Raw genomic sequence first — 24,163 nt, 5'->3', positions numbered from 1 at the left:
TGTTTCTTTTTTTAGTTGTTGATAGTCCAAGAAATGTAGTACTGAGAACCTACCGCTCCTACTCCAGGTGCACTTAAGTATTCTTCACCTGTTAAATTAGACCCTCCTACTTTAAACACTGATTTAATTGAAGGAACAGAATAGTTAATTTGAGCATCAAGAACTGTTCTTTCTTCTACAGTACCTTCTAAGAAAGTAGACTGCCAATAGAACTCATTTTGCCAACGAGCACTCACGTTAAATCCGAAGTTTTCAAATAGATTTGAATGACCAAATTGCATTTTCACTTTGTGCTCTGGTGTATTAAACCCAGCTTCAAAATCAGGGTCAGCTGCTTGATCAAAATCAAACTTAGACCATGTATAGTTTAATCCAACATCAAACCCATTAAATACCTTCGTGTTTAATCCTAAACCTACTCCATAAGAATCTACATCAACTGTTGAATTAGTTTTTACACTAAATGTTCTTACTAAATCTCTATTCGTTAAGTTCCCAACGGTTACTGGTGTATTTGGATCTACCAAAACAACTACATCTTTATTAGAAATGAAGTTTGAATACATATTATAGTATGTACTAAAATCAACAGATAATTTATTATCCCCTAACGGAACTGCTGCACGATAACCAACTTCAAAAGATTTTACTTTTTCTGGCTCTACTAAATCTGTAGTTGCCAAAGTAGGATTTCCGCTTGCTATAGAATTAGCAGAATACCCTCTTGTAAATACATCATTTCCTGTTAAAGTAAATGTTCCTGTTGTTGTTACGGCAGTAGCAGAAAAACGATCAGCGTTATCTGGAGCTGTTCCTAAAATGAATCCTGCACCAGTAGCTAATCCGATGTACTGATCTTGAGTCGTTGGATTACGGAAACCTGTTTGGAAAGATGCTCTAAAGTTATGGTTCTTGTTTTCCCCTGCAGCATATGCCAACGATACTCTTGGTGTAAAGTTACCATCAAAATTATCTGACTTATCAAAACGACCAGATAACGTTAATTTTAAACGATCATCCATCATTTTCTTTTGAAGCTGTGTATAAACACCGTATTCTCCATACTTAATAGGACCATTAGCATCTGTATAAATTGTTCCAAAAGAATTTAATCTATACTGTCTGTAAGAACCTCCTACTTGAACCTCTGCCCAATCAATGTAATCACGTAAGTTTAAATTTCCATCAGCATGATAATAGCTTGTATTATCTCTAAACTTTGAACCAGTTAGTAAATCTGGATCAGCGGTTACTTCGTTAAACAGTCTTGTAAATTCAGGCGTACCTGGTACAGCACGACCCTTATCAGCATAAATTCTCGCTGCTGCATGATTTGAAGCTTCAACATCAGGAACTGCACCTAAATAAGCTTTTGCATAATCTCCAAACCAGTCTGTATTAGATTTCCATTTGCTATTAATGTTAATTGCAGCAAAACGAGTATCATAAGAATCTCCAGCATCTTCACCTGCATAATACCCTCTTATGAAGAAATTTTTACCTCTTACTTCTAATTTATGTTGTTCCATAAAGAAGTTAGCTAAGTTATAACGGTTTTGTCCTTGATAAATGGTATTACCTGTACCGTATTTAGAATTCCAAATAATTTCAACACGGTCATTACCTAAAGGACGATAATGAATAGCTCCATTGAATTTTACACTTTTAGCTTCGTTAGACATTAAGTCTACTTCTCTATATCCTGTTCTACTAACCTTTCCAATGGCTCCTCCTAAATTAACAGAAACTTCATCTCCATATACATTTGCCCCATCATAGTTAGGGTCATCGTTATGACTCATTCCTGGAATGTATGTACCACCAATACCTGTTGTATTTCTATAATCAGTTGCATGCCACTCTTCTCCTTTTAAGTAAGAAAAACTAGCTTTAACTGCAAAATAATCATCAAAAGCATGTGCCATTTTAATTGTAGCATCATAATATCCATTATCTCCTGCTGCTTCTTGACTTGTTAAACCAGTTTTTAAACCAACGCTAATACCTTGTTCATTAAACGGGTTTTCACTACGCATTAACATAATACCGTTAAATGCATTAGCCCCATATAAAGCCGAAGCTGCTCCTGGTAAAATTTCAACACTTTTCACATCTACTTCAGAAATTCCTAATAAGTTTCCAATAGCAAAGTTTAATGCTGGAGAAGCGTTATCCATACCATCAACTAACTGTACAAAACGCTCGTTACCAAATGTAGCAAAACCACGCGTGTTTACCGTTTTAAACGTTAAACCTCCTGAGTTGATATCAACTCCTTTTAAATTTTCTAATCCATCGTAATATGAAGCAGAAGCTGTATTCTTTATCGCCCTTGAATCAAAACGTTCAATTGTTACAGGTGATTCCATAACACGTTCTGGAGTTCTCGAAGCCGATACAACTACCTCATCTAAAGATGTTGCATTTTCTGTTAAGCTAACCTCAACAACTTGGTTGTTTTTTGTTATCTCAACTGTTTTTGTTTGATATCCTAAAGAAGAAATTTCAATGGTAAACGGAGGGATATCTGTTACCGTCATTGTAAACTTACCATCAAAATCAGTAGACGTTCCTACTGCTTTTCTCGAAACTTTAATGTTTGCTCCTGGTAGTGGTCCACCAAGCGAAGCATCATTAACCGTACCTGTAATGGTAGTTTGAGCAACCATCATTGCTGTACCAAATAGCACAAATGCAACAAGTAATAGTTTTTTCATCATAATGTAAAATAATTTGTTAACTGTAGTGCAAAATACAATTTTTTTTCATTTGCAAAATATTTACCCTGCTTTTTTGTAATTATACTAATTATAAAGAGAAAAACTTACCAAAAACTAATTTTAGCTTTTATTTCTTAATTTATTATTTATCATCTTATACAAATTGTATTTTTGCCTAAATTTATTAGTTGTCTTGGAAATTATACATTCTATTTTTGATTTTACTCCTTCTCAAAAAACAATGGTCACCATCGGTACTTTTGATGGAGTGCATATTGGGCATCAAAAGATTATTGAAAAGTTAGTTAGTGAAGCAAAAGCTAGTAATAAAAAATCGGTTTTGCTAACATTTTTCCCTCATCCAAGAATGGTGTTACAAAAAGATGTTTCCATTAAGCTAATCAACACTATTGACGAAAGAGCTCAACATCTCGAAAAATTAGGATTAGATTATTTAATTATCCATCCTTTTAGTAGAGAATTTTCAAGACTAACCGCTTTAGATTTTGTTCGTGATATTTTAGTAAATCAACTAAACATTTCTAAATTGATTATTGGTTACGATCATCATTTTGGAAAAAATAGAGAAGGTAATATTGAGCAATTAACGGAGTATTCTCACTTATATGATTTTACTGTTGAAGAAATTCCTGCTCAAGATATTGATGAAGTATCGGTTAGCTCTACTAAAATTAGAAAAGCTCTTGCCAATGGACATTTAAAAACTGCTAATAATTATTTAGGTTATAACTTTTCACTTACGGGAAAAGTTGTAAATGGAAAACAGCTGGGTGGAAAAATAGGCTTTCCTACCGCAAATATTGACATCCCTGAAGATTATAAATTAATTCCTAAAACAGGTGTTTATATAGTAAAATCTATTATTGATAATACTACTATTTATGGAATGATGAATATTGGTAACCGACCAACAGTTGATGGTGAACACCAAACAATTGAAGTACATTATTTCAATTTCAACCAAAATTTATATGGTAAAGAATTAACTATTGAGTTACTTTACTATTTAAGAGACGAACAAAAGTTCGATTCTGTTTCTGGCTTAATTTCTCAATTAAAAAAAGACGAGCAAAACGCTATGCTTTTTTTAAAAAGTTACGCCAAGCTCTAACCTTAAAATCATACTTAAAGCCCCCCGGTTTCAAATAGCTTTAGAATTAGTATTATTGACGTAACTACATACAAAGTTAATTTTTTTAAACCTTACATAATGACAAGTATGTCATTATATATTTCATATGTTTTTAAGATTTTGTATCGAAAAAGAATAATGCTGTCAAAAAATGAGGTGACCTTAAAAAAGGTAGCCCTTTGCGTAAAAACTTTAAGAGAAGAGTATCATATTACTTCAAGTGAGTTTTATATTGATACTGGAATACATTTGGCAAGAATAGAACAAGGAAAAACAAATGTTACTATTACTACTCTTCAAAAAATATGCGATTATTTCAACATTACTTTATCTGACTTCTTTATGATGCTTGAAGAAATTTAGTATACAAAACACATTGCTTAAGTCTATAGCTTCTTTTATCTTTGCTTTTCTTAAAAAATTAAAAAGATGTTACAGGTTCAGTTTATTAGAGAAAACAAACAAACTGTTTTAGACGGATTGGCAAAACGTAATTTTGCTAATGCCGAAACAATTATTGAAGAAGTATTAACTGCTGATGAAACGCGTAGAGCTACACAAGTTTCTTTAGATACTATTTTAGCTGAATCGAACAAAATATCCAAAGAAATCGGAGGTCTTTTTAAGTCTGGTAAAGTTGAAGAAGCAAATCAACTTAAAGCAAAAACAGGTGAATTAAAAGAGCAATCAAAACAGTTAACAGAAGAATTAAATTCAGCTGCAGAGAAATTAAACGAATTATTATATCAAATCCCTAATGTTCCTCACCCGTCAGTAAAAGCAGGAAAGAATGAAGAAGATAATGAAGAGGTTTTTAAAGAAGGAATTGTTCCTGACTTAGGAGAAAATGCATTACCTCACTGGGAATTAGCGAAGAAATATGATATTATCGATTTTGACTTAGGTGCAAAAATTACGGGTGCTGGTTTTCCTGTATATAAAGGAAAAGGAGCTCGTTTACAGCGTGCTTTAATTAACTATTTCTTAGATAAAAATACCGCTGCTGGATATAACGAAGTACAGGTTCCTCATTTAGTAAATGAAGCTTCTGGTTTTGGAACAGGTCAATTACCTGACAAAGAAGGACAAATGTACCTTGTAACTGGTGACGATTTGTACTTAATTCCAACAGCTGAAGTTCCTGTAACTAATATGTTTAGAGGCGATTTAGTTAAAGAAGCTGATTTACCTATTGCAGTTACGGGTTACACTCCTTGTTTCCGTCGTGAAGCTGGTAGTTACGGAGCACACGTTCGTGGACTAAATCGTTTACACCAATTTGATAAAGTTGAAATTGTTCGTGTTGAGCATCCTGATAATTCATACAACGCTTTAAACGGAATGGTAGAACACATTAAAGAAATTTTACGTGAATTAAAATTACCTTATCGTATTTTACGCTTATGTGGTGGAGATACTGGTTTCACCTCTGCCTTAACCTTTGATTTTGAATTGTATTCTACGGCACAAGAACGTTGGTTAGAAATTAGTTCGGCTTCAAATTTTGAAACTTTTCAAGCAAATCGCTTAAAACTACGTTTTAAAAACAAAGAAGGTAAAAGTCAATTGGTACACACTTTAAACGGAAGTTCTTTAGCTCTTCCTCGTGTGTTAGCTGGAATTTTAGAAAACTACCAAACTGAAAACGGAATTAAAATTCCTGAGGTGTTGGTTCCTTACTGTGGTTTTGATATGATTGATTAATCAATCTTTAAATAAAAATGAAAAAATCCCAAGCCTCAATTACGATGCTTGGGATTTTTAATTAATCAATCCCCATTGAAAAAAATATGTTTAGTTGGCAACTACTGCTACCATTAATCTCTTGTATTTATTCATTTCTAACAAAGCTTCAAAATATTGAGGTATTTGACCTTTTCTCATAAACTCATTTGCATTCTGCTTCGCTATTTCATATTGTGTCGTAAAGTTTCTCATAGTTTACATTGTTTAGTTGTTTTACTAATAAAACAAAGTTCGTGCCAAAATGTTACATAGCTTTTCAAAAAAGCCCTCCTTTTAATAGTATTTTAACAATTTTGTTCTGTATTTTTGATAGATGAAATCCTCTTTACTGAATTAGGCTTAAAAGCGCAATGCTCAAAATTTTTCAAAATGAAAAAAATCATCATTCTATTTAATTTATTGATTTTAAGCTTGTTTTGTCACGCACAACAAAACGAGTTTATTATTGCTGAAAATTATTTTAGAAATAATGAATATGAAAAAGCAATTCAGTTGTACAAAAGATTATACGATCAAAGCCCTTATAATACAACCTACTTAAAAAAATTAATTACTTGTTATCAAGAAACAGAACAATTTACAGTTGCTGAAAATTTACTTACACAAAAACTAAAAGAAAAACCTAACTTATCTTATTTATATGTAGTTCTTGGTTATAATTTTGAACGTCAAGAAAAAATTGAGGATGCTAATAAATACTATCAAAAAGCAATAGAGTCCATTAATAAAAAAGCAAACTATGGTTCTTTAATAGCTGGTTTGTTTAAAAATTACAGCAAGTTAGATTTAGCCATTGAAGCATTTAATAAAGTAATGGAAATTAACCCTAAAGCCAATTATGGGTTTCAATTAGCACAAATTTATGGTGAAAAAGGAAACTTTGAACAAATGTTTAAATCCTATGTTGATTTGGTTGATAAAAATGAAGGTTACCTTAACAACGTTAAACGCTACGCTGGTAAATATTTAACTGATGATAGCGAAGATGAAAATAACATTTTGTTTAAAAAAGCACTATTGCGAAAGTCAATAAGTAATCCTAAAGATATTTGGAACGATCTACTTTCTTGGTTATTTATTAGACAAAAACAGTATAACAAAGCTCTTATCCAAAACAAAGCATTACTTGCAAGAAATCCTGATAATTTGGGTAAAATTAATGATTTAGGTAAAATAGCTCTAGAGAATAAAGACTATGAGACTGCAAAAGAATGTTTTAATCTTATTATTGAGAAAACGAATTACCCAAGAGATAAGTTCAATGCCATAAACAACAACCTAAAAATAGCAATTGAGACAAAACAACCTGATGTAGAAGAACGTTTTAATTCCATCTTCAAAGAATATGGAATTAACTCAAAAACACTTTTCACACAGGTAGAATATGCTAATTATCTAACTTTTACAAAGAACACCCCAGAAGAAGCAGCTACTGTTTTAAAAAACGCTTTAAACTTTACCAATTCAAAATTTATAAAAGCTTCCATAAAACTTAAACTTGGTGATGTTTTTGTTTACATGGGAAAGTTTAACAAAGGACTAATTTATTTTTCGCAAGTTCAAACACTGTTCAAAAATAATTACATAGGTCAAGAAGCTCGCTTTAAAGTAGCGCAAGCCTCCTACTTTAAAAATGATTTTACTTGGGCAAAAGCTCAACTAAAAATTCTAAAAGGATCTGCTACACAACTTATTGCCAATGATGCTGCAGATTTGTTCTTAACAATTTCCGATAACGAGCCAAAAGACAGCATTGATACAGGTTTAAAAGAATATGCGAAAGCTGATTTATTAGCTTATCAAAATAAAAATGACGAAGCAATTGCTATTTTAAACGATATAATTACTAATTATAGAGGGCAATCTATTGAAGATGAAGCCTTATTTAAACAAGCCCAGTTATTCGTTAAAAAGAAACAATATGATGAGGCTATTTTAAATTATGCTAAGATAATTGCCTTGGATAAAGAAGGAATTTATATTGACGATGTATATTATCACATGGCTGAATTATACAACAACGAATTAAATAACCCAGAAAAGGCTAAAGAATACTATCAAAAGATTATTTTTGACCTCCCATCGAGTATATATCTAGTAGAAGCTCGAAAAAAGTTTAGAAAATTAAGAGGAGACGATATTTAATAAATCAATTTTGAAAGTTTGAAAATAAAGTAATTGATATATTTTCAAACTTTCAAACTTCCAAATTAGAAGAAATGTACATATACAACGTAACAATAAATATAGACGAAAGTATACACTCTGAATGGTTAACATGGATTGAAAGCCATATACCAGAAGTATTAGCTACAGGACACTTTTTAAGTGCTAAAATGACACAAGTGTTGGTTGAGGAAGAAATGGGAGGTATTACCTACTCTATTCAATATACCGCGAAAACACGTGAAGATTTAGATAACTATTATAAACATAGCGCAGACAAACTACGTAACGACGGACTAAAAAAGTTTGCTGATAAAATGCTTGCTTTCCGTACCGAATTAAAAGTAGTAAATGAGTTTTTTCCAGCAGTAAATAGTAATTAGTTAATATCAAGAAACAAGATTATAGGCGTATAACGTCTAAAGTCTATCAATCTAAATCCATGACTGTAAAAGCAAAAAAACATTTAGGACAACATTTTTTAAACGATGAAAACATCGCTAAAAAAATAGCTGATACACTAACCGAAAAAGGATATGATAATGTATTGGAAATTGGTCCTGGAATGGGCGTTTTAACCAAGTACTTATTGGAAAAAAATCCAAAAGTAACAGTAATGGAGCTAGATTCAGAATCGGTAACCTATTTACAAGAAACATTTCCTGTTGAACATATCAAACTAAACACTTCAAAAGAGAAGTTTACCATTATTGAAGGAGATTTTTTAAAAAAAGACTTTACCGAAATATTTGATAAGCAACAAGTAGCCATAATTGGTAACTTTCCTTATAACATTTCTTCTCAAATCGTTTTTAAAGCTATTGAAAACCGTGAATTTGTTCCTGAGTTTTCAGGAATGTTTCAAAAGGAAGTTGCTCAACGAATTGCAGAAAAAGAAGGAAGCAAAACCTACGGAATACTCTCAGTATTAACACAAGCTTTTTACGATGCCGAATACTTATTTACAGTACCTCCTTCTGTATTCAATCCACCACCAAAAGTAGATTCTGGAGTTATTAGACTTATCAGAAAAGAGAACTACACACTTCCTGTTGATGAAAAATTATTTTTTAGAGTTGTAAAAACAGCTTTCAATCAACGAAGAAAAATGTTACGTTCGAGTTTAAAATCTTTTAATCTTTCGGATACCTTAAAAGAAGACCCTATATTTGCGATGCGTCCCGAACAATTATCGGTGCAAAAATTCATTGAGTTGACACATAAAATAGCTCAAAACAATAGTTAAAAGCTTATTTTTAATAAAACAAGTCTTCTTTTTGAATTAGATTTCAACATATTCAAAACCTCGATAATCAAGCAAAATCGCAAGCGATGGCATTAGAAATCACAAAAGACTTATTAGAAAACGTAAAAGAACTGATTCAACATCAAAAAGACACGGCTCTTTCTGAGGTTTTTTCTGACATTCACTATGCTGATATTGCAGAAGTTTTAGATGAACTGTCTTTTGAAGACGCTGTTTACATCATACGTTTATTAGATAGTGAAACAACTTCTGATGTGTTAATGGAAGTTGATGAAGAGGTTCGTGAAAAAGTTTTTGAACAACTTTCTGCCAAAGAAATTGCCGAAGAGGTTAATGAACTTGATACTGATGACGCTGCCGATGTTATTGCTGAACTTCCTGAAGAACGAAAGCAAGACGTTATTCAGAAAATCGAAGACCGAGAACATGCCAAAGAAATTGTAGAGTTACTTCGTTATGACGAAGATTCTGCAGGTGGATTAATGGCAAAAGAGCTTGTAAAAGTAAATGAAAACTGGAATGTACTTACTTGTGTAAAAAAAATGCGTCAGCAAGCTGAAGAGGTTACCCGTGTTCATTCTATTTATGTTGTTGATGATGAAGGTAAGCTAAAAGGACGTTTGTCTTTGAAAGACTTGTTAATGGCATCTACTCGTGCTAAAATTTCAGATGTTTACATTCCAAAAGTAGATTTTGTTCATGTACACGATGATGCTGAGGATGTAGCTAACATTATGCGTAAGTATGACTTAGAAGCTATTCCTGTTGTAGATGAATTAGGCGTTTTGGTAGGTAGAATTACCATTGATGATATTGTTGATGTAATTAAAGAAGAAGCTGAAAAAGATTATCAATTAGCAGCAGGTATTACACAAGATGTTGATTCTGAAGATAGTATTTTACAATTAACCAAAGCTCGATTACCGTGGTTATTCTTAGGTTTAATTGGGGGTATAGGAGCCGCAAGAATTATGGGCTTTTTCGAAGGTGCCTTAGAAGAAAATGCTATTCTTTTTATGTTTACTCCTCTTATTGCCGCTATGGCTGGTAATGTTGGTGTACAGTCATCAGCAATTATTGTTCAAGGATTGGCTAACGACGATGTAAAAGGAAGTGTTACTAATAGGTTATTAAAAGAAATGTCTTTAGCTGCTGTAAACGGACTTGTTTTAGCTATTATTTTATTTTTCTTTATCTGGGTTTGGAAAGGAGATATAACAATTGCCTCTGCCATTTCATCTTCATTATTTGCAGTAATTATTGTAGCCGGTTTAGTAGGTACTTTTATTCCTTTATTTTTAGATAAAAAAGGAGTTGATCCTGCCATTGCTACCGGACCTTTTATTACAACAAGTAATGATATTTTTGGGATTTTAATCTATTTCTGGATAGCAAAAATGATTATTGGATTTTAATCAATTGATTCTACTTTCTCTATCAGATTATCAATCTTGCTTTCAGGAATAAATCCTTTTAGCATTAATACAGCACCGAAAACAATTAACAATACTCCCATTCCTCGTTTTATTCTATAAATCACTAATGGAGTTAGTCTACTTTTTAATTGTTTAGCAAGTAATATTTTTCCTAAATCTGTAATTGCATAGCCTGCTATTACAGTACCAAAATACCAAACTAAATACTTCGGATTCATATCGTACGTAGGGCCTATAACCACGATTAAACCTAACCAAAAAGCCAACACCCCTATATTTATAAAGTTTAAGAAAAAACCTTTAAGAAGGAGTTTTAGGTAATTATTACTCTCTGGCAAAACAACATCAGGAGCTTTAGCTTCTTTCCTATTATTTTTATCTAAATAAGTAATTAACCCATAAATAATAAGTACCAACCCTCCAATAAGAAACAAGCGCGGATCATCTTTTATTTTTTCCAACAGACTTCTACTTCCAAAATAGGCTATTAACATAAATGAAATATCACCTAAAATCACACCTATATCAAAGGCAATAGCTGCACGAGCGCCTTTTAAAATACTTGTTTTAATTAGCATAAAAAAAACCGGCCCTATCATAAAAGCCATGAAAACACCTACGAAAAAAGCGTTTTTAAAGTCGTAAAAATCCATTCTATAAAGTTACGCTTTTACCTATACATCATCAAAATCTACTACTATTTTCTGTGTTGTTGGATGCGCTTGACATGTAAGTATTAACCCTTCTTCTAATTCATCATCGGTTAAAATAGAGTTTTTTGCCATTACAGCCTTCCCTTCCGTAACTTTTGCAATACAACTACTACAAACCCCTCCTTGACAAGAATATGGAGCGTCTAACTTATTACGTAAAGAAGCTGCTAAAACCGTATCGGTTTTTTCCATCATAAAAGCATGTTCTTCATCATCTAACACTACTTTAATTTCCGATTTCCCATCAGGAATATGTAGTGCTGCTTCTTCATCTGAAATGGTAGCAGTAAATAATTCAAAGTAAATATCTCTTTCATCAAACCCATTTTCCTGAAGTGTTTCAGAAACTGTTTGAATCATTTCTTCTGGTCCACATAAATATGCTGAATCGAAAGAAATATCTTTATGTATATTTTTTACGAAATAGTTTACATGCCCTTTATCAATTCTACCAAACTTAGTATTGGTTCTCACCTCTTGACTAAACACATAATGTAAGTTTAATTGAGAAGGGTGCTTTTCTGCTAACTCATTTAATTCAGCATAAAAAATAGTACTTTCAGCTCTTTTATTTCCAAAAACAAGTGTAATTGTTGAAGTTGATTCATTTTCTAACACCGTTTTTACCATTGATAAAACTGGGGTAATTCCACTTCCTGCAGCAAATGCTAGATAGTTTTTTTGCGCTTGAGGCTCTAAAATAAACTTCCCTTCTGGTTCAGAAACCTCTAAAAAAGTACCTTCTTTTAACTTGGTAGTTGCATAGGTTGAAAATTTTCCATGATCAACTGCTTTTACAGCTACTTTTATTTGTTTGCTATTAGGCGAAGCACAAATAGAATAGGCTCTTCTTATTTCCTTATCGTCTAAAGTAGCTTTTATGGTAATATATTGCCCTGCAATAAAAGTATAATTATCTTTTAATTCTGCTGGAATATCAAATAAAATAGACACAGCATCCGCTGTTTCCTTTATTATTTTTTCAATACGTAATTTATGAAATGTAGACATGTGATCTTTTTAAAGAACTACAAAAATAAGAAACTCAAAAAGAACAAAAGTTAGGGTTTTTATAAAATATATACCTAAGAATTTTATACATAAGAAAATTATGTATATTTGTTGCGAGTCGCAAAAATAAAACGCGTCTAAAAAATAAACCATTTAACAGATACAAAATGGGAAATCAGAAATTATATAAAGGTTCTTTACAAACAATTATTTTGAAGTTATTAGCTCAAAATGACAAAATGTACGGGTATGAAATCACACAAAAAGTAAAAGAACTTACCAAGGGTGAATTAAAAATTACCGAAGGTGCTTTGTACCCTGCCCTACATAAATTAGAAGCTGAGGGCTTATTAGATGTTGAAGTTACTAAGGTTGGCAATCGCTTACGTAAATATTATAAACTCACCGAAATCGGCACGAAAGAAACAGCTCATCGTCTTTCTGAAATGCAAGAGTTTTTAAGTACTATGCAGCAACTAGTAAATCCAAAATTTAGTTTAGAATAAAATTTCTCGCTATGGAATTAACAAAAGAACAAATTAAAAGAATAGATCTCTTCTTAGAAGGAATAGGAATTGAATATATAGACATCCGTTTTGAAATGGTAGATCATATTGCTACTGAAATTAAAAATAACATCGACGATACTACTACTTTTTTTGAAGGCAAAGGTTTTCAAGTACCTTTTATAAAGTATATGTTGAGCAGAAAAAAGGCTCTTAAAAGCCGATATGAAAAGCAGACCAAAAAATTACATTGGCACTATACAAAAGTTATCTTAAAAGACACCCTAAAAAAAGCTATACACCCTAAAAATTTACTCGTTATAATTTTACCTTCTTTTATCAGCTTATTTTTGGGCTCTAAATATATTAAAGAAACTTCCATTTTTATTTTTAGCTTATTAATGCTAAATCTTGTATACACTTCATATCTTTCTTATAAATTCACAAAAAAGCATAAGCTTATTAAAATTGTAAAAACTTATTCTTTTGTAAGCTCACTTTTTGTTATTATCGCTTTAAACTTTCCTAATTTTTTAGATGTTTTTTACAATGGTAATTATCAAGAAAGCACTATTTATATTCATTTATTAGCTTTTGTTTTTAATTACTTACTTACTCAAAGCTTTCTGGAAAAAAGAGATTTTATTGAAAAAAATATCAGTATTTAATTCAATAACTATGAAATTAACTGACCAACATATAGAACAACTATACAAATTTACACGTCAACATTTTGTTGAGCATTATGATGTACAAACTGAGTTAGTAGATCACCTTGCAAACGATATAGAACAAATTTGGATGGAAAACCCAACACTTACTTTTGAGCAAGCACGTGATAAATCGTTTAAAAAATTTGGAATCTTTGGGTTTATGGATGTAGTAGAGGAAAAACAAAAACAACTTGGCAAAAAATACCGTACGATTTTATGGAAGCATACAAAAGAGTGGTTTAGACTTCCTAAAATAATCCTTACTGCAAGTGTCTTTCTTTTTTTCTATTATTTTATACAAATTCCTATCGGCACATATGTTATAGGAGCTTCACTTTTTTTATTTGCTATACTTGATATATACTTAGTAACCAAATTGAAAAAAGATTTTAATACAAGAGCCAAAGAAAATAATAAAAAATGGATGCTTGAAGAAATGATTTTTAATGTAGCTTCTTTTGGAGGTGTAATGGTAGCTTCTAACCTTCCTCAATTATTTAATTACGCCAAAAATATTCCTTCTAATTTAGGGGCTTTGTTAATTTCATTTTTATTAACTATAGCTATTATTTACTCATATGTTACTCTTTTTGTTATTCCTAAAAAAGCTGAAAAGCTACTCGAAGAACATTACCCTGAATATAAATTAGCTAATAATTAATATAATCTACCTTTTCCCTTCAACCACAATCACTATTTCGCCTTTGGCAGGTTTTTCAGTATAATATGCTAGCACTTCTTTTGCACTTCCTCGTTTGGTTTCTTCAAATAATTTTGTCAATTCTCTAGAAACGGATATTTGTCTACCCTCTCCAAAATACTCTGCAAAGTTTGCTAAGGTTTTTAATAGTTTATGCGGACTCTCATAAAAAATCATGGTGCGAGTTTCCTCTGCCAAGAACTTTAATCGTGTTTGACGTCCCTTTTTTACAGGTAAAAAGCCTTCAAAAACAAATTTATCATTCGGTAAACCTGAGTTTACCAATGCAGGTATAAAAGCGGTAGCTCCTGGTAAACACTCCACCTCAATATTGTTTTGTACACAAGCTCTGGTAAGTAAAAAACCAGGATCTGAAATTGCAGGAGTTCCTGCATCCGAAATTAACGCAAACGTTTCTCCACTTTGCAAACGTTTTACAATCGTTTCAACCGTTTTATGCTCATTATGCATATGATGAGATTGCATAGGTGTAGCAATATCATAGTGCTTTAACAACTTCCCACTTGTACGTGTATCTTCCGCCAAAATATAATCTACTTCTTTTAAAATATTCAGTGCTCTTAGCGTAATATCTTCTAAATTTCCAATCGGTGTAGGTACCAAATACAATTTACTCATACAACAAAGCTACAACAAAGTTTTCTTACATTTGTCCTATGCCAAAAAAGCTGTTAAAAAATATTGATTTTCCTTCGGATGTAAAGAAATTAACACCTGAAAACCTACCACAACTAGCAAAGGAATTGCGTGAGTTTATTATTGATGTAGTTTCAACAAAAGAAGGACATTTAGGTGCAAGTTTAGGAGTCGTTGAACTTACCATTGCTCTTCATTATTTATTTGATACTCCTAACGATTTGCTAGTTTGGGATGTGGGACATCAAGCGTATGGACATAAAATTTTAACAGGAAGGAAAGATGTTTTTCACACCAATCGTCAGTTTGATGGAATTTCAGGTTTTCCTAAACGTTCAGAAACTGAATACGATACCTTTGGTGTTGGGCATTCCTCTACCGCTATTTCTGCAGCTTTAGGAATGGCAATTGCTTCAAAATTACAAGGTTTTGAAAAACATCACATTGCGGTGATTGGAGATGCCTCTATCGCAAGTGGAATGGCTTTTGAAGCGTTAAACCATGCGGGAGACACTAATGCTAATTTGTTGGTTATTCTCAATGATAATGCGATTGGAATTGATCCATCGGTAGGTGCGTTAAAAGATTATTTAACAAAAATCAAAGCTCCTCGATTAGAGATTGAACAGCATAATATTTTTGAAGCATTAAACTTCGATTATTCAGGACCTATAGACGGACATAATTTTGAAGAGTTACTACGTGAACTAGATCGATTAAAAAAGATTCAAGGTCCGAAATTTCTACATGTAATCACTACCAAAGGAAAAGGGTTACGACAAGCAGAACAAGATCAAGTAAAATACCATGCTCCTGGAAAATTTGATAAAGTTTCTGGGGATGTATTACCTAAAGAAGAAAGTAAATACACCAAATTTCAAGATGTTTTTGGAAAAACCATTGTTGAACTAGCACAACAAAACGAAAAAATCGTAGGAATTACGCCTGCTATGTTAACTGGAAGTTCGTTAAAATTTATGATGCAAGAGTTTCCTGATAGAACATTTGATGTAGGTATTGCTGAACAACATGCTGTAACCTTAGCTGCTGGTATGGCAACTCAAGGACTAATTCCTTTTTGTAACATTTATTCTACCTTTTTACAACGTGCTTATGACCAAGTAATTCACGATGTAGCTTTGCAAAACTTACCTGTAATTTTCTGCTTAGACAGGGCTGGATTAGTAGGTGAAGACGGAGCAACACATCACGGTGTTTTTGATTTAGCCTACTTACGTTCTATTCCGAATTTAATTGTTTTTGCTCCTCGTAACGAAAGTGAGTTACGTAACATAATGTTTACCGCTCAACAAGGGTTAGAGCATCCAATTGCAATTCGTTACCCAAGAGGGAAAGGCAAAGTAGAGCACTGGCAACTCCCATTCGAAACCATAGAAGTTGGAAAAGGAGCTTGTTTAAAAGAAGGAGCACAATTAGCAGTATTATCTATCGGAACCATTGCCGACAATGTTTCAGAAGCAATCAATCAACTTGAAAACAAAGAATTGGTTGCACATTACGATTTACGCTTTGTAAAACCTTTAGACACCCAACTTTTAGATACTATTTTCGACAAATTTGATACCATTATCACTGTTGAGGATGGCACTATCAAAGGTGGATTTGGAAGTGAAGTATTAGAATATGCTTCCGAAGTAAACTACCAAGGAAATATTAAACTATTAGGAATTCCTGATGAATTTATCCATCATGGAACCATTCAACAACTACAAGAAGTTTGTGGAATAGATGTTAATTCAATTAAAAAAATAATTCAAGACTTATTATAAAAAAAGCGAACCAAATTGGTTCGCTTTTTAACTCTTTATTTCAAAATTTATTTCTTCATTATCTTTTCAGAAAGTTTCTTTTGTCCTAATTCATCATATATTTCAACAATGTAAATTAAGTTACTTGAAACTGTAGAAACATCTATTGAGTTATTAATTACAGGTACTTCTATTACTTTTCTTCCTGATACATCTACTATTTTTGCGATCCATAAAATTGTATTCTTCCCTCCTTTAATATAAATCCTATCAACAGCTGGGTTTGGATAAATACTCATTTCCGAATTGTTTGTTTCTTCTATTTTTTTACTTCTTAGTTGCTCCTTTGCAGCAGTAGAAGTATTCAAACAAATTTGTTTGGTTTCAGAAGAGCCAAAACTTCCTCCTGAAGCTAATATGTCACTTTTGCTATTTGTTATTTCATATGAACCACTTCCATAACTGCAACATATACCATCACCATATTCGTCATTAATTGTAAAATCATAACACCCAACAGGTACACATTTTGACACAGTAATAGACTCTCCATTTCCTTGGGTATAATCACCTCCACTCATCACCGTTTGTCCATTGCTATCCTTCAAAGTCCAAGAAGTTTCATAAGAATATTTATCAAAAGTAATTGTTACGTTTATATCCTCACATTCTGGAGTCTCTCCTCCTCCATTATCAGGAGATCCTGTACTATAAGTAACCATCAATTTTGGAGCACTAGCACTACTTCCATCATATGATTCTGCTGTACGTTCTCCTGTTCCAGAAATATAAAACATCATAGAGTTACCAGAACTCCAATTGGACTTGTTCACAACGTATTGTACCAGTGATTTTAAATCAGGCGTTCTTTGTGCTGTTCCAGATGCTCCAACAGAACTCCAAGAACTAGGGTTCCAAGCAACCGATTGACTATAATAACTTCTTGAAGTTATATTATAGCTCTGAGAAGTAATGTCTGGTGCATTTGACGAATCTTGAACTTTGATTGCTAATGATGTACTTCCTGAATTTGTTTCATCTGTGGTAAATTGTATATATGCATTCGTTACTGTAGCATTTGCCGGTATATTTAAGTTTCTAAATAGCATTCCTACATGCTGGTTTCCTTTTGAGCTTCCATCATAAACCAATTCTAAATCAGAACTGTTCATATACATTTGCCCTGACGACTCGTATTGCTCAGCATCATCATTGGTACTATTGATTGTTGAAGTGACTGTTTTAGAAACGTTTCCTACAAAAACTGAAACTTCTTCAGAAGTAGTTTCATATCCATCATTATCTGTTGCTATTGCTTTCAGAATGTATGATTGGTTATCATTTGTTGGTGTCCAGTTATAAGAATAAGGAGCACTCATATCAGTTTCTACTAAAGTATTATTTACGTAAAACTTAACACTTGAAATAGTTCCATCACTATCGGTTGCAGTAGCAGAAATTGTTACTGGAGTGTTTACGGTATGTGATGAGCCTGATGATGGACTTGTAATTGCAACTTCTGGATAGCTAACGTTACTACTTATAATTGTTACCACACTACCATTAGATGGGCTCCATATATCTAAATTAGAAGGTATTGTGAATGGGTTTTGATTTGAAACTGAACCTACACTACTCGCATTATCTACCTTAATCGTTCTAACCTCTATTTTAGATTCTTCAACAAAAATCCATTTAAATTGATTAAAGGTACTCGCATCTCTCGTCCAGTTTTTTGAATCATTGGATGAACGTAAAGGAGCACCCCAGCAACCTTCTCCTACATAAACGGTTCCGTTTACATCATCTCTAACAAAACCTTCATCGCAATTACTTCCGCTGGAACAAGGTTTTACTGGCCATGTAGTTTTTACTGTGTGAGAATCCGATTCAAATACTAAATTCACTCCTTTGTCATAAAATAATTGAGCCCAACTTGAATACTCATCATTACCTTCTGATTTTGATGATACGTGTGGGCGCATCGGTTTATGGTATTGAGCAGATTTCCAAATAGAGTTATTAGCATTCAACTTTTGACTTAACCATGAATACTGACTCCCTCCTGCAGAAATCTCAGAGTTCAATGTATAAATTGTATATAAGTTGTTTCCAAATGTGATATCGTAATAAACACTCGTTGAAGGAACATTAAATAAATTATAAATACTATTATTTGAACCTTCGTGGTTTCCTCTCGTTGGTACAATAGGAAACATTCTTCCGTCACTTGCAGTTGTATATTGCCAATCGTTAAACCAACCTTGCCATTCAGAGCTTGAGTCTCCGTTAGTCATATCTCCTCCAAAAAACACAGCAGTTGGTTTTAATTTAGAAACTAATAAGTTAGCATCTCTTCTCGGTGTTCTATTGTTTCTTGAATCTCCTCCTGCAATAAACGACATTTTATCATTGGTGCTTGGAGCTGTTTTAAACCAAAAACGACTACTTACTCCTTGGCTGTCTTTAATTACAAAATAATAGTTAGTATTAGGACTTAAACCTGTTAGTTTAGCAAAAGTGTTACTCATTCCTTTGTAAGAAACTGAACGGTCTACAGATTTAGAGTTTGGATAATTTGACCAGTTGGTTCCATTATCTGTCGTTCCATAATACACAACTGGGTTAGATCCTGAAATTTGGTTCCAACCAATCATTATAGTGGTTGCTGGATTGTCTGTGATGATTAATCGATACTTATCATTAGAGGCATAAGTACTAAGAACTGCTAAGAATAACAGTGTTAAAATAATTTTTTTCATGGTGAGGGACTTTAAAGTTTACTAGTTAGTTACCACAAATATATTTTTTCCCTTTCAAATTAATAGATTATTTTTATTAAAATTAATCATATAATAACCTGACTAACATTAACCTAACTATTGTTTTATGGTTTACTAATCTTAGTTTAACAAACTACATACCCCCTATTTTTACTTTTGTTTAAACCTTACTTTATGAATACTAGAACCCTTCTTACTTTTTTAAAAATTTCTTCTTTTTTTATTTTTTCCGGCAGAGCTTACCAACATTTATTTTGGGATGCTCCATACAGAAGTTTCTTTTGGGACCAACACTTATTAGAACCCATAATTAATTTTGTTTTTGACATTAGTTGGCAGTCGTATGTTACTAACCTAAATACAGATTTTGCTATCCAAGTTTTAACTAGAAGTATTGGTGTTTTATACTTAGCATGTGCAATCATTTCAATAATAATAAATGAAGATTCAAAAAAATGGATGCGTAGTATCTTAAAACTAGGTGCAGTAAGTTTAGTTTTTTTAGCTTTAATGATTACTAAAAATAAGTTTTATCACCTTATAATGTTTTTTGAGCACACTATTCAGTTTGGAGTTCCTATTGCTTTATTATATTTCTTAAAACACAAAAACGCATCTCTTTTACTTTTTTATCTTAAGGTTTTTATCGCCTTAGCTTTTATATGTCATGGAATGTACGCTATTGGTATTTTTTATCCGTTACCAGGTAATTTTGTTACCATGACCTTAAACATCTTACCTGTACAAGAAGAAATGGCTAAAAACCTATTATTTGTAGCTGGTGTTTTAGATTTCATTATTGCTATTGCTATATTCATTCCTAAACTTTCAAAACCAGCCTTGTTATATGCTTGTTTTTGGGGCCTTGTAACTGCTTTGACTAGAATTTTTAGCGCTTTTCACTATGATTTTTCTTTGAGTATTATACACCAATACTTGTACTTAACAATATATAGGCTTCCTCATGGGTTAATTCCTTTATTAGTATACTTATACCTAAATAAAAATAGTTTGGAAAAAAGTAAGACTGTTAACAACTTAGTTTCATCTTAAATATATAGTACCATACTTAATAACAAATCTCAAGTTGTTTTATTCAACTTTCAGGAACTAATGGTTTGTAAGTTTTATATTCGCGAAAAATAACCCCCAAAATTTCAAAAATGAAACTATTATTTAAAACGTTAGTTTGTTCTTCTTTTTTATTCCTTTCATGTAGCGACAAGGAAAATATTCCTAACATTGAGCTTAAAACTTATTCATTTGATTCTGAAACCAATTCTACCTTAATGTTTCAAGATGAAGAACCTCAAGAAGTAATGACTTCTGAATCTCGTATGTACGAAATAAGCAAGGTAATAAGAGTTAAGCCTATTGATAATAAAACTATTGAAGTTGCTAATTTTGCTCCTATAGATATAGAAGATATAACTATTACAGCCACGATTGAAGCTGAAGGTTTCCTTAAACCGATTAAATTATTTAAGATTGATAAAATAAGAGCTCATGGAAAGCAAGAGATTAGCTATCCTTTTATAGATAACTCTTCAGTATTTTTAAACACAAGCAACCAAGAAGTTGATCTTTCTATTTTTAAGGATACAGGTATAGATCCTAATAATATTGTATTTGATTTTACTGGTGACAATGAAATTATCCAAAAGCTTAAAGGTTTACGTAAGCTAAATTGGGTGATAAAATACCACGACTTCGATGCTGAAAATAATCCTGATAATAATTGGGCTGAAGATATTACTGCAAAAGACATCCGCCGATTTACCGGATTAATGATTAATCTAGGATTAGTGTTTGCTTCTGATGATTTTAAAAATGAATTTATTAATGAAAATATTATTGGAAATGATGGTACAACTCCTTTAACAGAAAGCGAAAAGAAAGAAGCTTATAATATTATTTTAAACAAGCCACGCTATAATTGTGGTAAAGTTGTTAATGTTTCTGGTTTAGGGGGAGGTTCTACCTTTGGTTTAGCTGAACATGTACTTAGAGATTATATTCGTAAAGAAACTGGTTTTATAACTGCGCATGAAATAGGACATACTATTGGTTATAACCATTCTTCAAATATGACGTACCCTCATGAAGTAGATGGTGTAAGTACTGGAATTAGCCCTGTTACTACACGAATTATGAATCAGTTTTTTGAAAATAATTTATATCCAGTAACCTTAGAAAACTATTATATGTCATCTGATTTTGAATAAAAAAATAGCATAAAAAGAAAAGCGAACCAAATTGGTTCGCTTTTTTTATGATAATTCTCAAAATGTTTTGAGAAATTCTCTTTTCTTAGTTATTTAAAGCTTCTGCTCCACCAACGATTTCTAAAATTTCATTTGTAATAGCAGCTTGACGTGCTTTGTTGTATGTTAATAATAACTCATCACGTAATTCCGTAGCATTATCAGTTGCTTTGTGCATTGCAGTCATACGAGCACCGTGTTCGGCAGCAAATGAATCACGAATTGCTTTGTATAATTGCGTTTTTAATGACTTAGGAATTAACTCTAAAATAATTTCTTCTTTAGAAGGTTCAAAAATGTAATCTGAATTAGCATTTGATTCTCCTTCTACAGGTTGAATTGGTAAGAATTGCTCTACTTGTGGAATTTGAGTAGCTGCGTTTTTAAATCTGTTATAAATGATTTCAATTTTATCATAAGAACCATCTACAAATAAATTCATTAACTGCTCTGCAATTACAGCAACATTATCAAAAGTTAAGTCGTCAAAAACATCATTTCTGTTTTCAATTACTGTGTACTCTTTTGATAAAATATCGTCTCCTTTTTTACCAATTGTTAATAATTCAACAGCTGCATTGTTATATTTTTCGTTGATTGTTTTAACTGTTTCTTTGATTATAGATGAGTTAAAACCTCCACATAAACCTCTGTTTGAAGTTATAGTAACTAACAATACTTTATTTACCTCTCTTTCTGTTGAATATACTCCACCTGCATCGCTATCTAATGTAGCACTTAAGCTTTGTAATAATTCGGTAAGCTTAGATGAATACGGACGCATTGCTGTAATTGCATCTTGAGCTTTTTTCAACTTTGCAGCCGATACCATTTTCATGGCAGAAGTAATCTGCATTGTTGATTTAATCGAAGTAATTCTATTACGTATTTCTTTTAAGTTTGCCATTTAATTGAACTTAAAATTTATAAAACCCCCGTTGTTACACGGGGATGCCTTTTTTGTTTTTATTAAGCTGAAAATTTAGCTGAAATTTCTTTAGCAGCGTCTCTTAAAGTATCAATTACTTCATCAGTTAATTTTCCTGCTTTTAAAGTATCTAAAGTATCTCTATGCTTCGCGTTTAAGTACTCTAAATAATCTTTTTCAAATTCTTTTACCTTGTTTACAGGCACATCTTTTAACAAGTTCTTAGAACCTGCATAAATAATAGCTACCTGATCTTCTACAGTATAAGGATCGTTTTGCGCTTGCTTTAAGATCTCTACGTTACGCTTACCCTTTTCAATTACATTTAAAGTTGCAGCATCTAAATCAGAACCAAACTTAGCGAATGCTTCTAATTCACGGTACTGAGCTTGATCTAACTTTAATGTACCAGATACTTTCTTCATTGATTTAATCTGAGCCGAACCTCCTACACGTGATACAGAGATACCTACGTTAATCGCTGGACGAACCCCTGAGTTGAATAAATCAGACTCTAAGAAAATCTGACCATCAGTAATCGAAATTACGTTTGTTGGAATATATGCTGAAACGTCTCCTGCTTGAGTTTCAATAATTGGTAATGCAGTTAAAGATCCTCCTCCTTTTACTTTAGATTTTAATGATTCTGGTAAATCATTCATATCTTTTGCAATAGAATCATCAGCAATTACCTTAGCAGCACGTTCTAATAATCTTGAGTGTAAGTAGAATACATCCCCTGGGTAAGCCTCACGTCCTGGTGGTCTTCTTAATAATAAAGACACCTCACGGTAAGCTACTGCTTGCTTAGATAAATCATCATAAACAATTAAAGCTGGTCTACCAGTATCACGGAAATATTCTCCAATTGCAGCTCCTGCAAATGGTGCATATACCTGCATAGGTGCAGGATCAGATGCATTTGCAGCAACAATAGTTGTATATGCTAACGCACCTTTTTCTTCTAACATGTTAGCAATAGCTGCTACTGTTGAAGCTTTTTGACCGATAGCTACGTAGATACAGTAAACTGGTTGTCCTGCATCATAAAATTCTTTTTGATTTAAGATCGTATCAATAGCAACAGTTGATTTACCTGTTTGACGGTCTCCAATGATTAACTCACGTTGACCACGTCCTACTGGAATCATTGCATCGATAGATTTGATACCTGTTTGCATTGGCTCAGTTACAGGCTCACGGAAGATAACTCCTGGTGCTTTACGCTCTAAAGGCATTTCAAAAGTTTCACCTTCGATTGGTCCTTTACCATCGATTGGTTGCCCTAAAGTGTTAACAACACGTCCTACAATTCCTTCTCCAGCTTTTAAAGAAGCAATTCTTTCTGTACGTTTTACAGTAGATCCTTCTCTTACTGAAGTAGAAGCTCCTAATAATACAACACCTGCATTATCCTCTTCTAAGTTTAATACGATACCTTCTAATCCGTTATCGAATTCTACTAATTCTCCGTATTGTACGTTAGATAATCCATAAACACGTGCAATACCATCACCTACTTGTAATACTGTCCCTACTTCATTTAATGAAGCCTTAGACTCAAAATTTGTTAATTGTTCCTTTAAAATTGCTGATACTTCAGCTGGTTTAATTGCTGCCATCTTATTTCT

21 protein-coding genes are annotated in these 24,163 nt (G+C 32.4%); 13 read left to right on the top strand and 8 right to left on the bottom strand.

What is annotated here, in order from left to right; genetic code table 11:
• Positions 1-11: 11 nt before the first annotated feature.
• Positions 12-2,720, bottom strand: coding sequence for a TonB-dependent receptor (locus tag D6T69_RS03360; protein WP_125066450.1), 2,709 nt, complete (start codon positions 2,718-2,720; stop codon positions 12-14).
• A 193-nt stretch (positions 2,721-2,913) separates the two neighbouring features.
• On the opposite strand from D6T69_RS03360, the gene D6T69_RS03355 reads away from it, so the two are divergent.
• The 3 genes from D6T69_RS03355 to serS all read left to right on the top strand — a co-directional run bounded on the left by D6T69_RS03355 (position 2,914) and on the right by serS (position 5,577).
• Positions 2,914-3,852 carry a bifunctional riboflavin kinase/FAD synthetase gene (locus D6T69_RS03355; RefSeq protein ID WP_125066449.1) on the top strand — a complete coding sequence of 313 codons (939 nt, stop codon included), beginning with the start codon at positions 2,914-2,916 and terminating at the stop codon, positions 3,850-3,852.
• A gap of 99 nt (positions 3,853-3,951) precedes the next feature.
• A complete protein-coding gene (locus D6T69_RS03350) occupies positions 3,952-4,236 on the top strand; it encodes a helix-turn-helix domain-containing protein (RefSeq protein WP_125066448.1) in 285 nt (94 codons plus the stop codon).
• Positions 4,237-4,302: 66 nt separating this feature from the next.
• Positions 4,303-5,577, top strand: coding sequence for a serine--tRNA ligase (serS, locus tag D6T69_RS03345; RefSeq protein ID WP_125066447.1), 1,275 nt, complete (start codon positions 4,303-4,305; stop codon positions 5,575-5,577).
• A gap of 90 nt (positions 5,578-5,667) precedes the next feature.
• Here the strand turns inward: serS and D6T69_RS15930 are convergent, their stop codons facing one another.
• Positions 5,668-5,811: a hypothetical protein gene (locus D6T69_RS15930; RefSeq protein WP_164506679.1), complete on the bottom strand. Its 144-nt coding sequence runs from the start codon at positions 5,809-5,811 to the stop codon at positions 5,668-5,670.
• Between the two features lie 177 nt (positions 5,812-5,988).
• Here D6T69_RS15930 and D6T69_RS03340 point away from each other — a divergent pair, with 177 nt between their 5' ends.
• The 4 genes from D6T69_RS03340 to mgtE all read left to right on the top strand — a co-directional run bounded on the left by D6T69_RS03340 (position 5,989) and on the right by mgtE (position 10,467).
• Positions 5,989-7,764 (top strand): tetratricopeptide repeat protein, encoded by a 1,776-nt coding sequence (locus D6T69_RS03340; protein WP_125066446.1) that lies wholly within the window; start codon positions 5,989-5,991, stop codon positions 7,762-7,764.
• 74 nt (positions 7,765-7,838) lie between these two features.
• Positions 7,839-8,168, top strand: a complete 330-nt coding sequence (locus D6T69_RS03335; RefSeq protein ID WP_125066445.1) for a DUF4286 family protein — start codon at positions 7,839-7,841, stop codon at positions 8,166-8,168.
• A gap of 59 nt (positions 8,169-8,227) precedes the next feature.
• Positions 8,228-9,031: a 16S rRNA (adenine(1518)-N(6)/adenine(1519)-N(6))-dimethyltransferase RsmA gene (gene rsmA, locus D6T69_RS03330; protein WP_125066444.1), complete on the top strand. Its 804-nt coding sequence runs from the start codon at positions 8,228-8,230 to the stop codon at positions 9,029-9,031.
• A gap of 86 nt (positions 9,032-9,117) precedes the next feature.
• Positions 9,118-10,467 (top strand): magnesium transporter, encoded by a 1,350-nt coding sequence (mgtE, locus tag D6T69_RS03325; RefSeq protein ID WP_125066443.1) that lies wholly within the window; start codon positions 9,118-9,120, stop codon positions 10,465-10,467.
• Here mgtE and D6T69_RS03320 read toward each other — a convergent pair.
• Together D6T69_RS03320 and D6T69_RS03315 are read right to left on the bottom strand one after the other, a co-directional pair.
• Entirely contained in the window at positions 10,464-11,141 is a 678-nt protein-coding gene (locus tag D6T69_RS03320) for a LysE family translocator (RefSeq protein ID WP_125066442.1), read from the bottom strand. The genes mgtE and D6T69_RS03320 overlap by 4 nt on opposite strands.
• A gap of 21 nt (positions 11,142-11,162) precedes the next feature.
• Positions 11,163-12,212 carry a ferredoxin--NADP reductase gene (locus D6T69_RS03315; RefSeq protein ID WP_125066441.1) on the bottom strand — a complete coding sequence of 350 codons (1,050 nt, stop codon included), beginning with the start codon at positions 12,210-12,212 and terminating at the stop codon, positions 11,163-11,165.
• 167 nt (positions 12,213-12,379) lie between these two features.
• Here D6T69_RS03315 and D6T69_RS03310 point away from each other — a divergent pair, with 167 nt between their 5' ends.
• Genes D6T69_RS03310 through D6T69_RS03300 form a run of 3 tightly spaced genes read left to right on the top strand, consistent with a single transcriptional unit; the run spans position 12,380 to position 14,092 of the window.
• Positions 12,380-12,718: a PadR family transcriptional regulator gene (locus tag D6T69_RS03310; protein WP_125066440.1), complete on the top strand. Its 339-nt coding sequence runs from the start codon at positions 12,380-12,382 to the stop codon at positions 12,716-12,718.
• Positions 12,719-12,729: 11 nt separating this feature from the next.
• Entirely contained in the window at positions 12,730-13,386 is a 657-nt protein-coding gene (locus D6T69_RS03305; protein WP_125066439.1) for a hypothetical protein, read from the top strand.
• A 10-nt stretch (positions 13,387-13,396) separates the two neighbouring features.
• Positions 13,397-14,092: a hypothetical protein gene (locus D6T69_RS03300; protein WP_125066438.1), complete on the top strand. Its 696-nt coding sequence runs from the start codon at positions 13,397-13,399 to the stop codon at positions 14,090-14,092.
• A 6-nt stretch (positions 14,093-14,098) separates the two neighbouring features.
• Here the strand turns inward: D6T69_RS03300 and rsmI are convergent, their stop codons facing one another.
• Positions 14,099-14,770 (bottom strand): 16S rRNA (cytidine(1402)-2'-O)-methyltransferase, encoded by a 672-nt coding sequence (gene rsmI, locus D6T69_RS03295; RefSeq protein WP_125066437.1) that lies wholly within the window; start codon positions 14,768-14,770, stop codon positions 14,099-14,101.
• Positions 14,771-14,808: 38 nt separating this feature from the next.
• On the opposite strand from rsmI, the gene dxs reads away from it, so the two are divergent.
• Positions 14,809-16,578 carry a 1-deoxy-D-xylulose-5-phosphate synthase gene (gene dxs / locus D6T69_RS03290; RefSeq protein ID WP_125066436.1) on the top strand — a complete coding sequence of 590 codons (1,770 nt, stop codon included), beginning with the start codon at positions 14,809-14,811 and terminating at the stop codon, positions 16,576-16,578.
• 47 nt (positions 16,579-16,625) lie between these two features.
• On the opposite strand, the gene D6T69_RS03285 is transcribed toward dxs, so the two are convergent.
• Positions 16,626-19,319, bottom strand: a complete 2,694-nt coding sequence (locus D6T69_RS03285) for an Ig-like domain-containing protein (RefSeq protein ID WP_125066435.1) — start codon at positions 19,317-19,319, stop codon at positions 16,626-16,628.
• A gap of 195 nt (positions 19,320-19,514) precedes the next feature.
• Between D6T69_RS03285 and D6T69_RS03280 the strand changes: the two genes are divergently transcribed.
• Both D6T69_RS03280 and D6T69_RS03275 read left to right on the top strand, forming a co-directional pair.
• Entirely contained in the window at positions 19,515-20,393 is an 879-nt protein-coding gene (locus D6T69_RS03280; RefSeq protein WP_125066434.1) for a hypothetical protein, read from the top strand.
• Positions 20,394-20,503: 110 nt separating this feature from the next.
• Positions 20,504-21,565, top strand: a complete 1,062-nt coding sequence (locus D6T69_RS03275; RefSeq protein WP_125066433.1) for a hypothetical protein — start codon at positions 20,504-20,506, stop codon at positions 21,563-21,565.
• 85 nt (positions 21,566-21,650) lie between these two features.
• Here D6T69_RS03275 and atpG read toward each other — a convergent pair whose 3' ends face one another.
• Entirely contained in the window at positions 21,651-22,511 is an 861-nt protein-coding gene (atpG, locus tag D6T69_RS03270) for an ATP synthase F1 subunit gamma (RefSeq protein ID WP_125066432.1), read from the bottom strand.
• Between the two features lie 62 nt (positions 22,512-22,573).
• The gene (gene atpA, locus D6T69_RS03265; protein WP_047788151.1) at positions 22,574-24,154 is read right to left on the bottom strand and encodes a F0F1 ATP synthase subunit alpha; all 1,581 of its coding nucleotides are present in this window, start codon (positions 24,152-24,154) and stop codon (positions 22,574-22,576) included.
• Between the last annotated feature and the right edge of the window lie 9 nt (positions 24,155-24,163).

The organism is Tenacibaculum singaporense (genome assembly GCF_003867015.1).
Lineage (GTDB): Bacteria > Bacteroidota > Bacteroidia > Flavobacteriales > Flavobacteriaceae > Polaribacter > Polaribacter singaporensis.
This window is presented reverse-complemented; position numbering and strand designations above follow the sequence as displayed.

Excerpts from the sequence above, each read along its gene's own strand:
- D6T69_RS03360 (WP_125066450.1), bottom strand. The coding sequence starts at position 2,720 with ATGATGAAAAAACTATTACTTGTTGCATTTGTGCTATTTGGTACAGCA.
- D6T69_RS03350 (WP_125066448.1), top strand. The coding sequence starts at position 3,952 with ATGACAAGTATGTCATTATATATTTCATATGTTTTTAAGATTTTGTAT.
- serS (WP_125066447.1), top strand. The coding sequence starts at position 4,303 with ATGTTACAGGTTCAGTTTATTAGAGAAAACAAACAAACTGTTTTAGAC.
- D6T69_RS15930 (WP_164506679.1), bottom strand. The coding sequence starts at position 5,811 with ATGAGAAACTTTACGACACAATATGAAATAGCGAAGCAGAATGCAAAT.
- D6T69_RS03340 (WP_125066446.1), top strand. The coding sequence starts at position 5,989 with ATGAAAAAAATCATCATTCTATTTAATTTATTGATTTTAAGCTTGTTT.
- D6T69_RS03335 (WP_125066445.1), top strand. The coding sequence starts at position 7,839 with ATGTACATATACAACGTAACAATAAATATAGACGAAAGTATACACTCT.
- rsmA (WP_125066444.1), top strand. The coding sequence starts at position 8,228 with ATGACTGTAAAAGCAAAAAAACATTTAGGACAACATTTTTTAAACGAT.
- mgtE (WP_125066443.1), top strand. The coding sequence starts at position 9,118 with ATGGCATTAGAAATCACAAAAGACTTATTAGAAAACGTAAAAGAACTG.
- D6T69_RS03320 (WP_125066442.1), bottom strand. The coding sequence starts at position 11,141 with ATGGATTTTTACGACTTTAAAAACGCTTTTTTCGTAGGTGTTTTCATG.
- D6T69_RS03315 (WP_125066441.1), bottom strand. The coding sequence starts at position 12,212 with ATGTCTACATTTCATAAATTACGTATTGAAAAAATAATAAAGGAAACA.
- D6T69_RS03310 (WP_125066440.1), top strand. The coding sequence starts at position 12,380 with ATGGGAAATCAGAAATTATATAAAGGTTCTTTACAAACAATTATTTTG.
- D6T69_RS03305 (WP_125066439.1), top strand. The coding sequence starts at position 12,730 with ATGGAATTAACAAAAGAACAAATTAAAAGAATAGATCTCTTCTTAGAA.
- D6T69_RS03300 (WP_125066438.1), top strand. The coding sequence starts at position 13,397 with ATGAAATTAACTGACCAACATATAGAACAACTATACAAATTTACACGT.
- rsmI (WP_125066437.1), bottom strand. The coding sequence starts at position 14,770 with ATGAGTAAATTGTATTTGGTACCTACACCGATTGGAAATTTAGAAGAT.
- dxs (WP_125066436.1), top strand. The coding sequence starts at position 14,809 with ATGCCAAAAAAGCTGTTAAAAAATATTGATTTTCCTTCGGATGTAAAG.
- D6T69_RS03285 (WP_125066435.1), bottom strand. The coding sequence starts at position 19,319 with ATGAAAAAAATTATTTTAACACTGTTATTCTTAGCAGTTCTTAGTACT.
- D6T69_RS03280 (WP_125066434.1), top strand. The coding sequence starts at position 19,515 with ATGAATACTAGAACCCTTCTTACTTTTTTAAAAATTTCTTCTTTTTTT.
- D6T69_RS03275 (WP_125066433.1), top strand. The coding sequence starts at position 20,504 with ATGAAACTATTATTTAAAACGTTAGTTTGTTCTTCTTTTTTATTCCTT.
- atpG (WP_125066432.1), bottom strand. The coding sequence starts at position 22,511 with ATGGCAAACTTAAAAGAAATACGTAATAGAATTACTTCGATTAAATCA.
- atpA (WP_047788151.1), bottom strand. The coding sequence starts at position 24,154 with ATGGCAGCAATTAAACCAGCTGAAGTATCAGCAATTTTAAAGGAACAA.